The organism is Rhodococcus sp. Leaf225 (assembly GCF_001426145.1).
Taxonomy (GTDB): domain Bacteria; phylum Actinomycetota; class Actinomycetes; order Mycobacteriales; family Mycobacteriaceae; genus Rhodococcoides.
Genome location: NZ_LMRN01000025.1, coordinates 725242 through 738053, shown reverse-complemented (window position 1 = coordinate 738053; position 12812 = coordinate 725242). Strand labels below are relative to the sequence as shown.

At 64.3% G+C, this 12812-nt stretch carries 12 protein-coding genes; 1 reads left to right on the top strand and 11 read right to left on the bottom strand.

What is annotated here, in order from left to right; translation table 11 throughout:
- Positions 1–12: 12 nt before the first annotated feature.
- Both ASG69_RS21630 and ASG69_RS21625 read right to left on the bottom strand, forming a co-directional pair.
- Positions 13–942, bottom strand: a complete 930-nt coding sequence (locus ASG69_RS21630) for an acyl-CoA dehydrogenase family protein (RefSeq protein WP_056442701.1) — start codon at positions 940–942, stop codon at positions 13–15.
- Complete coding sequence (locus tag ASG69_RS21625; RefSeq protein ID WP_056442704.1) at positions 939–1709, bottom strand: enoyl-CoA hydratase-related protein; 771 nt, start codon at positions 1707–1709, stop codon at positions 939–941. The genes ASG69_RS21630 and ASG69_RS21625 overlap by 4 nt, the downstream gene beginning before the upstream one ends.
- 148 nt (positions 1710–1857) lie before the next feature.
- Here ASG69_RS21625 and ASG69_RS21620 point away from each other — a divergent pair, with 148 nt between their 5' ends.
- Positions 1858–3321, top strand: a complete 1464-nt coding sequence (locus tag ASG69_RS21620) for a 3-hydroxyacyl-CoA dehydrogenase NAD-binding domain-containing protein (protein ID WP_056442707.1) — start codon at positions 1858–1860, stop codon at positions 3319–3321.
- 16 nt (positions 3322–3337) lie between these two features.
- Here ASG69_RS21620 and pntB read toward each other — a convergent pair whose 3' ends face one another.
- The 9 genes from pntB to ASG69_RS21575 all read right to left on the bottom strand — a co-directional run bounded on the left by pntB (position 3338) and on the right by ASG69_RS21575 (position 12798).
- Positions 3338–4729: a Re/Si-specific NAD(P)(+) transhydrogenase subunit beta gene (pntB, locus tag ASG69_RS21615; RefSeq protein ID WP_056442709.1), complete on the bottom strand. Its 1392-nt coding sequence runs from the start codon at positions 4727–4729 to the stop codon at positions 3338–3340.
- Positions 4730–4736: 7 nt separating this feature from the next.
- On the bottom strand, positions 4737–6278 hold the full coding sequence (locus ASG69_RS21610) for a Re/Si-specific NAD(P)(+) transhydrogenase subunit alpha (protein ID WP_056442714.1): 1542 nt from the start codon (positions 6276–6278) through the stop codon (positions 4737–4739).
- A gap of 8 nt (positions 6279–6286) precedes the next feature.
- On the bottom strand, positions 6287–7084 hold the full coding sequence (locus ASG69_RS21605; protein ID WP_056442717.1) for an enoyl-CoA hydratase/isomerase family protein: 798 nt from the start codon (positions 7082–7084) through the stop codon (positions 6287–6289).
- A 1-nt stretch (position 7085) separates the two neighbouring features.
- Positions 7086–8651 (bottom strand): class I adenylate-forming enzyme family protein, encoded by a 1566-nt coding sequence (locus tag ASG69_RS21600; protein ID WP_235579040.1) that lies wholly within the window; start codon positions 8649–8651, stop codon positions 7086–7088.
- A gap of 47 nt (positions 8652–8698) precedes the next feature.
- Complete coding sequence (locus ASG69_RS21595) at positions 8699–9472, bottom strand: SDR family oxidoreductase (RefSeq protein WP_056442722.1); 774 nt, start codon at positions 9470–9472, stop codon at positions 8699–8701.
- Positions 9473–9536: 64 nt separating this feature from the next.
- A complete protein-coding gene (locus tag ASG69_RS21590) occupies positions 9537–10307 on the bottom strand; it encodes an SDR family NAD(P)-dependent oxidoreductase (RefSeq protein WP_082544361.1) in 771 nt (256 codons plus the stop codon).
- A 94-nt stretch (positions 10308–10401) separates the two neighbouring features.
- Entirely contained in the window at positions 10402–10740 is a 339-nt protein-coding gene (locus tag ASG69_RS21585; RefSeq protein WP_082544362.1) for a carboxymuconolactone decarboxylase family protein, read from the bottom strand.
- A gap of 5 nt (positions 10741–10745) precedes the next feature.
- On the bottom strand, positions 10746–11561 hold the full coding sequence (locus tag ASG69_RS21580; RefSeq protein WP_235579039.1) for an aspartate/glutamate racemase family protein: 816 nt from the start codon (positions 11559–11561) through the stop codon (positions 10746–10748).
- Between the two features lie 25 nt (positions 11562–11586).
- On the bottom strand, positions 11587–12798 hold the full coding sequence (locus tag ASG69_RS21575) for an acetyl-CoA C-acetyltransferase (RefSeq protein WP_056442726.1): 1212 nt from the start codon (positions 12796–12798) through the stop codon (positions 11587–11589).
- Positions 12799–12812 lie beyond the last annotated feature (14 nt).

Below are 12812 nucleotides of genomic sequence, written 5' to 3'. Positions count from 1 at the left end.
GAGCGGGGGCGGTCATGGCAGCAGGACTGCTTGCGAGCCCAGTCCCAGCTGGGCCACTCGCGCGACGTGGAAGCGTCGTCCCCCGGCTCTGGCCTGGGTACTGATGGCATCGCGCAGTAATCCCGCGATGGGGTACTCGTCGATGTAACCGTATCCGCCGTGCGCCTGCACAGCGTCGATGCACGTGGCCACGGCGGCGCGTCCAGCCGATGCCGACACCGGCGCCGACGCCTCGCCGTCGAGAGCGCGCGACAGCAATGCCTCGGCGTCACCGACACGCAGGTCCATGTCCGCGACGAGCGCACGCAACCCGACGAACGACCCGATGGCGACACCGAACTGGTGACGCCCCATGACGTAGGCCTGTGTCTCGGCCACCGCCCGCCGGCCGATTCCGACGAGCGCGGCACCGGTCAGCAGGTCCCAGCGGGAGATGAGTTCGGATACTTCGACATTCGCGACGACGGAATCGGAGGCTATGGTCACCGAGACCAGATCCGCTTGCGCGAGACCGGATCGTCGTGCGCTGCCATCGGCACCGATCGAGTCGAAAGGTGCGGCGAACACCGACCCCGTTGCCGCGTCCCACACCACCGCACGATCGGGATCGAGGGCCGACGACAGGACGGTGGCGGCGCCTGCGAAGGCCAGTCCGAACGCCGAACCTCCCGAGCCCGCGCTGTGGCCCACGTGATCGGCGGCGTAGCGACCGGCGAGCACGAAGGCGAGTGACGGCGATGTCTGCGCAACGACGCGGACGGTGTGCGCCAGCCAGGCGAGACCATCCGATTCGTCGGCGACGTCACCGGCGAGATCGAGAAGACCGGTGCTTTCCAACGCACCTCGCGAGATGGTGACCGAATCGGAGGAGTCTGCCACCGACGTCGCGACCTTGGCCGCCGTCGTCAGGAATTCTTCCAATTCGGAGCTGAGGCTGATCATCGGTTGAACTTCGATCGGTCGGGTGCGCGGCGCTCGTCGAAGGATTCCGACATCTCGGTGGCCTCCCGGGTGCTGCGATACGCGGTCAGAAGCAAGTCGTGTGCCATCCGCGCCTGACCGACCACACCGGTGTGGCGTCCGGAGAATGCAGCCTTGAGTGCACTGATGGCGAAGGGGCCACGTTGGCGCAGCGTCTGAGCGAGCTCGTGCGCGTGGGCCACCGGATCATCGGCGATGTCGTTGATCAAGCCCATGTCCAACGCCTGCTCGGCGGTGTACTTGCGGTTGAGGTACCACATCTCCTTGGCGCGGCGGCGTCCGATCGTCTGTTCGAGATACCAGGTGCCGTAGCCGGCGTCGAAGCTCCCGACCATGGGTCCGACCTGGCGGAACACCGAGTGCGGCGCCGCGACTGTCAAATCGCAGACGACGTGGAGCACGTTGCCGCCACCCACAGCGAAGCCGTTGACGGCAGCGATCACGGGTTTGGGCATAGTGTCGATGAACTCGTACAGATCGATTACCGGCATCACGCTCGAGTAGTCGAGCGACGTCAGTTCCTCGTGCTCGCCGCCGATGCAGAAAAACTTGTCACCGGCTCCGGTCAACACCGCCACGTCGATGGTGGGCGTCTCACGCACCATCCGGAACGCGTCGAGGAGTTCGCGAGCGGTGGTGAACCGCAACTTGTTCGCGTTCTCGGGACGGTTGATCGCAATGGTTGCCACCCCCTCGTCGACCGAGACGACGATGTCTTCGTAGGTCATTGCGTACCACTTTCCTGCCTCGCTCGAACGACCAGTGTATGACAATTAGTCTGATACTTTCTTTACAGCAACGTACATTGTCATACAGCTAGAAGCAACCATGTTCCGGGCCTTCCGAGGCCCCGCTGACAATCCTCAGGAGTAACCCATGACCACAGCATCCACCCCGATCTGCGTCGTCGGCGCAGGCACGATGGGTCGGGGGATCGCGCAGACAGCGCTGGCTGCTGGGCACCCGGTGTACCTCGTGGATCCTCAGCAAGCGCAGCTGACGGCCGCGGCCGAGGACATCGAGGCTCGCCTCGCGAAACGGCACCCGGCCATCGCAGCGTCTTTGGACAGTCTCCTGACCACCTGCACGTCGATCGAGTCGGCACCACAGCATCCGTACACGGTGGTCATCGAGGCCGTCCTGGAATCGCTGGATGTAAAGGCCGCCGTCTTTGCGGCGGCCGCAGGGCATTTCGGTCCCGACTGCATCCTCGCGACGAACACCTCGTCGCTGTCGGTGTCCGAGATCGCTGCGCGCTCCCCGATGCCTCACAGAGTCGTCGGCATGCACTTCTTCAACCCGGTCCCCATCATGAAACTCGTCGAGGTGGTCACCGGGCTGCAGACCGACCCTCGAGTGGCGGACGATATCGACAAGCTCGCCGTCGCCTGGGGCAAGACCGTTGCGCGGGTGACGAACGCACCCGGTTTCATCGTCAACCGGGTCGCACGCGGCTTCTACGGTGAACCGCTCAGGCTCCTGCAGGAGTGCGCGGCCTCACCCGCGACCCTCGACGCGATCATCCGTAACTCCGGCGGGTTCAAGATGGGTCCGTTCGAGCTGATGGATCTCATCGGTCACGACGTCAACGCCGCCGTGACCAGAACGGTCTGGACCGCATTCAACTTCGACCCCCGGTTCGAACCGTCGCGCATTCAGGACGAACTCGTGGCCGCTGGCCGCTACGGGCGCAAGCGTGGGCAAGGCTTCTACCGCTATGCTGCCGATGCCGAACCTGATGCACCCGCGCAGGTGCAGGCCGGTTCACCTCCTGCACAGGCCATTCGACGTGGGCCGAGCTCGGAACTCGACGCGGTGGTGGAGCGATCGGGCATCACGGTCACGTACGAGGAATCGGCCCGGGACGCACCGGCCGAGCTCGTTCTCGATGCGGCCGTCGTCGTGCTCACCCGCGGCCGGACCGCGCGGTCCGAGTCGGCCGAACGAGACGGCGTCCCCGTCGTCGTCCTCGACCGGTGCTTGTCCTTTGCCGATGCCACCGGCATCGCGGTTGCGTCATCGCACGAGTATTCGCTGCCGACGGTCGCGGCGGTCCTGCACCTCGCAGGCATTACTGCCCACCCCGTGTCCGACGTACCGGGCCTCGTTCTCGCCCGCACCCTGGCCGTCGTGGCCAACGAAGCGTGGGAAACGACCATGCAAGGTGTGGCATCTCCCGACGCCATCGATACCGCAATGAAACTGGGAACGAACTACCCGGCCGGCCCGTTCGAGTGGACGCGCACGTGGTCTCGCTCCGCGGTACTCGAACTGCTCGACGCGCTGTGGTCGAGCTACCACGACACTCGCTACCGGGCCAACCGCCTGCTACGCGACTGACGCGAGCGAGCTCGGGTCAGGACAGGTTGCGAATGATGTCCTCGACCCGAGCCTTCGCGTCGCCGAACAACATTCGGCTGTTGTCTCGAAAGAACAGCGGATTCTGCACACCCGCGTACCCGGCGGCCATCGAGCGTTTGAACACGATGACGTCCTTGGCCTCCCACACGCGCAGTACCGGCATCCCGGCGATGGGCGACGACGGATCCTCGGCAGCCGACGGATTCACGGTGTCGTTCGCCCCGATCACCAGCACCACGTCGACCTGCTTCAGATCGTCGTTGATCTCGTCCATTTCCAATACGATGTCGTACGGAACCTTCGCCTCGGCCAGAAGCACGTTCATGTGCCCCGGCAATCGTCCGGCCACGGGATGAATTGCAAATCTCACGTCGACTCCTCGCTCGCGCAAGGCTTTGGTCAACTCGGCAACGGGATACTGCGCTTGGGCGACGGCCATTCCGTAACCGGGGGTGATGACGACCGACGCCGCATGCAGCACGAGGTCCGCTGCAGTTGCGGCGTCGATCTCCCTGTGGTCGCCGTGATCGGTGTCGTCCGACACCGCGGCCGTGGCGCCGAACCCGCCGGCGATCACCGAAACGAACGACCGGTTCATCGCCTTGCACATGACGTAGGACAGGAACGCGCCCGACGATCCGACCAGTGCTCCAGTGACGATGAGGAGATCGTTGTTCAACAGGAAGCCCGAAGCTGCTGCAGCCCAGCCCGAGTAGGAGTTCAGCATAGACACGACCACCGGCATGTCGCCGCCGCCGATCGATGCCACCAGGTGCCAGCCCAGCGCGAGAGCCAACACTGTGACTGCAACGAGCAACCACAGCGACGGGGTGGCAACGAACCACACCGTGAGCGTGACGAAGGCGACCAGCGCGCCTACGTTGAGGGCATTCTTGCCCGGAAGCATCAATGGGGACGACGATATTCGGCCGGACAACTTCAGGTTCGCGACAATCGAACCGGTGAACGTCACCGCTCCGATGAACACCCCGATGAATACCTCCGCGTGGTGGATACCCGCCAATGCAACCGATTCGAAGGACTCGTGCGAGAGGTAGCCGTTCCAGCCCACCAGGACGGCTGCGAGCCCGACGAAGGAATGCAGAAGTGCGATGAGTTCCGGCATCCCGGTCATCTCGACGACCCGAGCACGCCAGCGCCCGACCGCGGCGCCGATAAGCAGCGCGACCACGAGCAATCCGAGTGCCACGCCGTCGGAAACGTCGACGATCACCACGATCGTGGCGCCCACGGCGATCACCATGCCCACGATGCCGTAAACAACGCCGCTACCCGAGGTTTCGTGCTTAGACAGCCCGGCCAAGGAGAAGATGAACAAGACAGCGGCGACGAGGTATGCAGCGGTCGTCGCGGACAGCACGGTCATGGGAGCCTCAGCCTTTACTGAACATCCGGAGCATCCGCCGAGTGACCGCGAACCCTCCGAATACGTTGATTGCAGCAAGAAGTGTCGCCACGAAGGCCAACACCCTGATCACGCCCGCGTTCGTTGCGTCACCGGCCACACCGAGTTGAACGATCGCGCCGACGACGATGATGCCGCTGATCGCGTTGGTTACAGCCATCAACGGCGTATGCAACGCATGGGCCACGTTCCCGATCACGTAGTACCCCAGGATGATCGACAGGACCAGAACCGTGAAGTGCTGCGGCAACGGAGCGGGCGCGTACGCCAGAACCAGGAAGAACACGAGCACACCGACAGCAAGCGCGGCCCACCGATTCCTGGGCGGTCGGGGCGATCTCGGTTGTGGTGCGACCACGTCAGCAGTGCGGGTGGTCGGAGCCGCAGACACGGCGGTCGGAGGTGGCGGCCAGGTGATCTGCCCGTCGCGCACCACGGTGACTCCGCGTTGAATCACGTCGTCGAAATCCAGGACCAGTCGACCGTCCTTCTCCGGAGTGAGCAAGGTCAGCAGATTGACCACATTGGTTCCGTAGAGTTGCGACGCTTGGGTGGGAAGTCGGCGCGCCAGATCGGTGTACCCGAGAATGATCACGCCGTTGTCGGAGACCACACGCTCGCCGGCAACCGACCCTGCAACGTTGCCACCGTGCCCCGCAGCCATGTCGACGACGACACTTCCCGGTTTCATCGACGCGATGTCCGCCTCGGTGATCAGGCGGGGTGCCGGGCGTCCCGGGATCAGCGCGGTGGTGATGATGATGTCGACCTCGGCCGCCTGCTCGGAGTATATCTCCGCTGCGCGCCGGTTGTAGTCCTCGCTGGTGGCCTTGGCGTAGCCGTCAGTCGACACCTCCTGTGTGACATCGACTTCGAGAAATTTTCCGCCGATGGACCGTACCTGCTCGGCAACCTCGGGTCGAGGATCGGTTGCCCTGACGATCGCACCGAGACTCGAAGCGGCACCCACAGCGGCGAGACCCGCAACACCTGCACCGGCTACCAACACCTTCGCGGGCGGAATTTTGCCGGCTGCGGTCACCTGACCGGTGAAGAATCGGCCGAACTCGTGGGCAGCCTCGATCACCGACCGGTAGCCCGCGATGTTCGCCATCGACGAGAGCACGTCGAGCGACTGTGCGCGTGAAATACGGGGTACGGCGTCCATCGCGAGGACCGTCAGACTGCGCTGAGCGAGGTCGTCGACGAGTTCGGCGTTCGACGCGGGACCGATCAGACCGACCAGTACGGCCGAGTCGGTCAACCGGCCGATCTCCGCCGAGGTCGGAGCGTGGACCTTCAGAACGACGTCTGCCGACCAGGCATCGTCGCTGGAGCAGATGGAGGCACCAGCGTCTCGGTACGCGGTGTCGCTGTAGCTGGAACCAGTGCCCGCACCCTGCTCGACGACAATCTCGTATCCGAGTCCGATCAGCTTACGAACACTTGTTGGCGTTGCAGCAACCCGGGTTTCGCCGGAACCGGACTCGGCGACCACCCCGATCGTCAAAGGTTCGCTCAACTCTTCGAGCCACCGCTGTAGCGGTCCATGACCGCAACGATCCCGGCTCGGACCCCGGGCCGGGCGATCAATTCGATATTTGCCGCCAGACTCGCGCGAAGTGCGGCGTCCAGCTCCGACGTCGCTGTTGTGCGGGCAATCTTCTTGACGCTCGCATACGTCGCCGACGGGCCGTGCGTCATTTCGCGAGCCAACTCGACCGCCCGTTCGGCCACGGCTTCCGGTTCGCACACGTCGCTGACCATGCCCAACGCAAGGGCACGTTCGGCGGAAATGAATTCGCCGGTTGCCAACATTCTCAGCGCGGCTGCGGAACCGATCAGCGAGGGAAGGAGATACGCGCCGCCGGCGACCGGCACCATTCCGAGGTTGACGTAGCTTTCGGCGAACCGGGCTCGAGACGACGCAATTCGAACGTCACACGCGAGGCCGAAATCGAGACCCCCGGCCGTCGCGGCACCATTGTAGGCGGCAACGAGAGGCACAGGTGCGTTCCACAACATCCGCACAGTGGCCTGAACGGCGGGCATCCAGATATCGCCGAGGTAGCTCATCAGGGCGTCTGGACCTTCCGCCGTGTAGACATCGTTCATCTCTCGCACGTCGGCGCCCGCGCAGAACACCGTGCCGGTACCGGTGAGCACGACGGCGGAGACGGTGTCCGTCTCCGCGAACTCGGCGACCGCTTCGCCCATCCGTCGCACGACGTCCGGGGTCACCGAGTTTCCCCTGTCGGGCCGGTTCAGCCGGACGATTCCGATCTCGTCTTCGATCGATACGACGATATCCGTCACGTCACTTCTCCACTCTCTTCACGTTGTGCGGTACAACTCCGGGGTCCGCCACCCACGACTGAACGATCCTTTTGATGTCGCCGCGGGCAATCTTCGACTCACCCGAGGCGCGGGGAATAGGATCCGGTGACACGAAGATGTGGCCGGGCCGCTTGAAGCCCGCGAGGTTGTCCTTGAGCCACGCGTCCAGATCGGCTCCGACCGAGTCCCACGGCTCGGACAGGTGCACGTACGCCGCGGGCGTCTCTCCCCACTTCGCGTCCGGCACACCCACCACCACGGCCTCGCGGACAGCCGCGTGCTTCTCGAACGCGCGCTCGATCTCCACCGGCTGAATGTTGGTGCCGCCGGTAATGATCGTCTCGCTTGCCCGACCGACTATGTAGATGCGCCCGGAGTCGTCGAAGTGGCCCAGGTCCGAGGTTCGCCACCACCCACCGGGAAGCGACCTTTCCGCGTGCTCGTCCTCGGCTCCCAGCAGGGTGCTCGCGACGCTCGGTGTCCGAATCACGAGTTCACCGTCGACACCCGGCTCCGGCCTGTCGAGGACCACTCCATCGGTGTAAACGGAGAACTCGACACCGGGAATCGGCCGCCCGATCGACGACCACAGCTCGCGCTCTTTCATGTCGGTCCGCGAGAGAAGCGTCGTCGAGGCGGGCGCTTCCGTCTGCCCCCAACACTGAATCAACGCGTCGGTATGTTCCCCGACGACGTCGAGCGCAGGCAGAGCCGCCGGTTCACCGGCGAGCATGAGACAACGCAGGGACGATCCGCGCAGTGCGGAAAGCCCTGTGAGGGTACTCATTCTGCGCAGCATCGTCGGGACGGCGAACATCCACGTGATCCCCCGTCGGACGATGACGTCCAGCATCTGCTCTGCCTCGAAGCGGCCCATGAACACGTTCGTGCCACCGCAGAGCAGGGTGGGAAGGATGCTCCAGCCACCGGCGTACACCAACGGCGCAACCTGCAGCGTTCGCGGCCGATCGACGGGTCCGCTACTGCTCATCACCCAGGTGTTCCCGAGAATTGCGGCACGGGCGCCCCGCTGAGAGATGGCAATTCCTTTCGGCTTTCCGGTGGAACCGGAGCTGAAGCGAATGTGGTATAGGTCGTCGGGACCGGTGGCAACCTGCACTGGTGTCGGGGAGCCTCCGGCCACCAGATCGGCGAAGTCCACCCATCCGTCACGTGGCCCGATATGAACTCGCAGGATGTCGGTGCCGTCCAGAACATTGTCGAGGGCGGTGGACGATGCGTCGTCTGCAACGACGAGAGCGACGTCCGCCAAGTCGATGCATCGGCGAAGCTCGACTGGTGCGAATCTGTGATTGAGGGGAACTTTGACGAGTCCTGCTTTGAGCAGCGCGAACTCGAGAATCACGTACTCGATATGATTCTGCGCCACGTACGCGACACGACTGCCCGGAGCCAGGCCGAGTCCGATGAAGGCGTTGGCCACACAGTTCGACGAGCGCACGAGTTCGGCGATGGTCAACCGATGCTGTCCGTCGACACCCTCCGCGGCCACCTCGTGTCCGGGCCGGCGTTGAATCTGGCTCATCAACTGGACGACGGTGTGGGCGACCGCCGGAGACTGTGCACTCGTCATCAGCGCTGGCCGAAGCCGATCGGCATGGTCGCCAGGGACAACCCGCCGTCGACGACGATGGTCTGACCGTTGATGACGGCGCTCTGCGGCGAGCACAGGAACGCCATGACTTCGGCAACCTCCGTGGGCGTCGGGTACGCGCCCGACGGCGTTTGCGCGAGCCACTGCTCGGCGTAGTCGTCCCACTGCTCGCCGGCATAATAGCGGAAGGAGTCAGTGTCGATCGGCCCGGGGCAGACCCCGACTGTGCTGACGCCGTTCGCGGCCAGCTCGATCGCCAGATACTTCACGATCGTTTCCATCGCCGCTTTGGCTGCACCGAGCAGTCCGTGTCCGGGTAGGACGCGGAAGCTGTCCCACCCGCTGACCGCCATGACGCGACCGCCACGATTCATGTGCGGCAGTGCCAGCCGCACGAGGTCCAGGAAGCCCTGAACGGTGATGCCCATCGTCTTCTCGATGTGGCGTCCATGGATGTCCATCAGAGGCTTGAACGCGCTGGCTGCGGCGTTGGCCACGACGACGTCGAGGGTTCCGAAGCGTGCGACGGCCTGTCCGATCATGTCCTCGACTGCAGCGGTGTCGGATACGTCTGCCTGAACGGCAAGCGCCTGCCCCCCGGCTGCCTCGACTGCCTCGACGGTTTCCTTCGCGGCTTCGGTGTCGCGCCGGTAGTTGACGACGATGTTGGCGCCTTCGCCAGCGAGACGTAACGCGAGTTGCTGTCCCATTCCTCTGGAACCGCCGGTGATCAGGACCGTCTTGTCACGCATGGGGTGAACGACCTCTCGGTGTGGGATTGCTTGGATGCTCGATCGAGACGAATGGGCGGAGGAGTCATGAGCCCATCGTCAATCCCCCACCGACGCAGAGGGTCTGGCCGGTAACGTAACTGGCCCCATCGCCCGCGAGGTACGTGATGGCGGCAGCGATCTCGGATGGCTCTCCCGCTCGACGCATCGGCACACCTCTGAGGATGCTGCCCAGGACGCCCCCGTCCGCGCCGTCGCCGGTCACCAGCCCTTGCTCTTCGAGCAGAGGCGTCGCCGTGATACCCGGCGCCACCGCATTGACCCGTATCCCGAATCGAGCCCACTCACGGGCGAGCGACTTGGCCAGCGCAATGATGCCTGCCTTGGCCGCGGAGTAGACAGCCTCCCCGGAGGTACCGACGGTGCCGGCTTCGGACGAGGTCAGCACGATGGACCCACCCCCGCTGTCCTTCATGACGCGTCCGGCGGACGCCGACAGGTGGATCGCCGACATCAGGTTCACGTCGATGATCCGTCGCCAGTAGTCCGGAGACTCATCGAGGAACTTCGTGATCGCTGTCCACCCGACCGTGGACACCACGGTGTCGAGCGGACCCACTGCCCCGACTGCGGCGGCTATCAACTCGTCACACACCTCTGGGTCCGTGGCGTTCCACGACTGCCCCAGGTCGATGATCCCCTCCACGTCGGCGGCGAGTGCTGCGACCGCCCCGGAGTTGAGGTCCGCTGCCACGACGCGATATCCGTTGCGCGCCAGTTCGATGGCTGTCGCTCGGCCGATCCCCGACCCCGCTCCCATCACCACGGCAGTGCAGGGGCCGTTACGTTCTGTCATCGACGTTTCTCCTGGTGGTACTCGGGCGGTGGCGGACCAACCACCGAACACAAAATATCATTGAACATAATGTCTGACAATAGCTTCTATGTAATCAATTGAGCTCGTCGTGCGCCCACGACAACGCCTCCACGACCGGCACCAGCCCCAAGCTGGTTCCGAGCTGAAGAATCACCACCTGCTCGATCTCGGCCACTGTCGCGCCCGCGTCCGTGGCGCGTGTGCAGTGAACCCGAAAACCGCCCTCGTTCCGCGTGACCGCGAACCCGACCAACAAACTCAGTTCCCGCTGCTTCGCGTCGAGGGTCCCGTACGCGTCAGCGGCGACCCTCAGCCCCCTGAACGCATCGGCGACATCTGGGGCGGTCTCGCGAAGACGATCCAGGTTGGATACGAACACATCCTGCTTGCTCAACGGGTAACGAACGTCCATCCGATTCACTCCTTGGTCTGTTCTACTGCGGGGTATCCATCTACCAAACGCGCCAGGGCCGGCAGGTTGTAACCCTCGGCGTACTCGACGCCCGAATCGCGAATGGACGCCACCGGCGCCTTCGCGTACAGCCTGCGCCGACTCACGAAAGCCCCAGCCTGCCGGTGGATCCGGACGGCCGACTCCACTGCGGTCACGAGAGAGACGGTTCCGTCGAGCAGTGGTGCGCCGTCGACCTCACGGATTCCTACGGCATTGAGAAAGGCGGTCAGGCGACCACCCGCAGGGACGACCACCTCGGCTCCTTTGTCGAGCGATACGCGCGCCGCCGCGACGAACGAGTCGATTGCCTTCTGGCGGCTACTGTCATCGGAGAAACACGCGTCGAGCTCGTGGGGGGTCAAACCCATGCATTCGATGCTCGCCAGTCGGTCGCGTAGCCCGTACCTGGCCACGTTCTCCTCGAATCGGCCACCGAAGTAAGGGTTGACGCCGACGAGCGAAAACTGGCTACCCATCATGCATGCGGTCAACATTGACGTCTCGCCGAGTCCCAGCACTGGGATGTCCACCATCGACCGCGCCTCGCGAAGCGCCGGATCGAGGATGTTGCCTATCGCCACGGCATCGAAGCCATCCTGTTCCGCACCGACGACGGAGTCGAGAATGGACACCCAGTCGAGTACTTCGAAGAAGCGGAAACTGTCGATACGTCCGACTCGTGTCCCGTGGAGCTCGAACTCGACGTCCGGCGACTTCACTTGGTCGATATAGGTGCGTAGGTAAGGAAAGTAGTTCGGCGAGTACTTCTCCCGCGACATCGACAAGTACAGTATTCGCGTCATCTCACGCCACCCGCTCGAAAATCGCGGCCAGTCCCTGACCGCCGCCCATGCACATGGTTTCCATCCCGTACCGCGACTCGCGCCGATCCATCTCGCGCAGCAAGTTCGCAAGGATGCGGCCTCCGGTCGCCCCGATCGGATGCCCCAATGAGATACCGGACCCGTTGACGTTGACTCGGTCCAGATCGGAGTCGCCGAACTGCCACCCTCGGAAACAGCCGAGTACCTGGGCCGCGAAGGCTTCGTTCAACTCGATCAGGTCGATGTCCGCCCAGGACAACGACGCACGCTCGAGCGCCCGACGCGCAGCCGGAACGGGTCCGATTCCCATCAGTTCGGGCTCGACGCCGGCCAACGACCAGCTGACGAGGCGCGCCAGAGGACGAAGTCCCAGTTTTTCTGCTTTCTCGGGAGTCGTCACGATTGCGATCGCTGCGGCATCGTTCTGACCGCTGGAGTTTCCGGCCGTCACCGACGCTGTGGGCAACGTCGCGCGCATCATCGGCTTCAGGCGCGACAGCGTTTCGATCGTGGTGTCCGGACGAGGGTGTTCGTCGCGAGAGACGATCAGTGGCTCACCTTTTCGGCGCGGAACGACGACGGGAACTATCTCGTCGTCGAACAGTCCACCGTCGATGGCCGCCGCGGCGCGCTGCTGAGACCGCACAGCCCACTCGTCCTGCTCCTCGCGCGTCACTCCGTACTTCGCCGCGACGTTTTCGGCGGTCTCGATCATCCCGCCCTCGACCGGGTGCCTCCACCCTCCGGAGTTGTTGCGTGGGGACGCGAGACGATCTCTAAGGGTGGGCACTTCGCCGGTGTTCCACCGTGCGTTCGGCATGTAGAACTCGGCTCGACTCATACTTTCGGCGCCGCCGGCGAGCACCAGATCCGAGCCTCCGGTCGCTACCTGCATGCAGGCGTACAACACAGCCTGCAGGCCGGAGCCGCACCGACGATCGATCTGTAGACCCGGCACCGATACGTCGAGACCGGCGTCGAGGGCGGCGATCCTGCCGATGGCGGCTGCTTCCCCGTTGGGGTATCCCTGACCGAAGATGACGTCGTCGATGTCCGCGGCGGTCAACCCCGTTCGGTCGACCAATCCCTTCATGACCGTCGACGCCAGTGTCGTCACCGGCACATCCTTGAAAATACCTCCGTAACTGCCCACCGGTGTACGGATCGGCTCGCAGACAACTGCCTCGGTCATGCCTGTTCCTTTCA

What these genes read in the sequence shown, in the direction of transcription:
- ASG69_RS21620 (WP_056442707.1), top strand. Translation starts at nt 1,858, where the DNA reads ATGACCACAGCATCCACCCCGATCTGCGTCGTCGGCGCAGGCACGATG.
- ASG69_RS21575 (WP_056442726.1), bottom strand. Translation starts at nt 12,798, where the DNA reads ATGACCGAGGCAGTTGTCTGCGAGCCGATCCGTACACCGGTGGGCAGT.
- ASG69_RS21625 (WP_056442704.1), bottom strand. Translation starts at nt 1,709, where the DNA reads ATGACCTACGAAGACATCGTCGTCTCGGTCGACGAGGGGGTGGCAACC.
- ASG69_RS21580 (WP_235579039.1), bottom strand. Translation starts at nt 11,561, where the DNA reads ATGTCGCGGGAGAAGTACTCGCCGAACTACTTTCCTTACCTACGCACC.
- ASG69_RS21630 (WP_056442701.1), bottom strand. Translation starts at nt 942, where the DNA reads ATGATCAGCCTCAGCTCCGAATTGGAAGAATTCCTGACGACGGCGGCC.
- ASG69_RS21585 (WP_082544362.1), bottom strand. Translation starts at nt 10,740, where the DNA reads ATGGACGTTCGTTACCCGTTGAGCAAGCAGGATGTGTTCGTATCCAAC.
- ASG69_RS21595 (WP_056442722.1), bottom strand. Translation starts at nt 9,472, where the DNA reads ATGCGTGACAAGACGGTCCTGATCACCGGCGGTTCCAGAGGAATGGGA.
- ASG69_RS21600 (WP_235579040.1), bottom strand. Translation starts at nt 8,651, where the DNA reads ATGAGCCAGATTCAACGCCGGCCCGGACACGAGGTGGCCGCGGAGGGT.
- ASG69_RS21590 (WP_082544361.1), bottom strand. Translation starts at nt 10,307, where the DNA reads ATGACAGAACGTAACGGCCCCTGCACTGCCGTGGTGATGGGAGCGGGG.
- pntB (WP_056442709.1), bottom strand. Translation starts at nt 4,729, where the DNA reads ATGACCGTGCTGTCCGCGACGACCGCTGCATACCTCGTCGCCGCTGTC.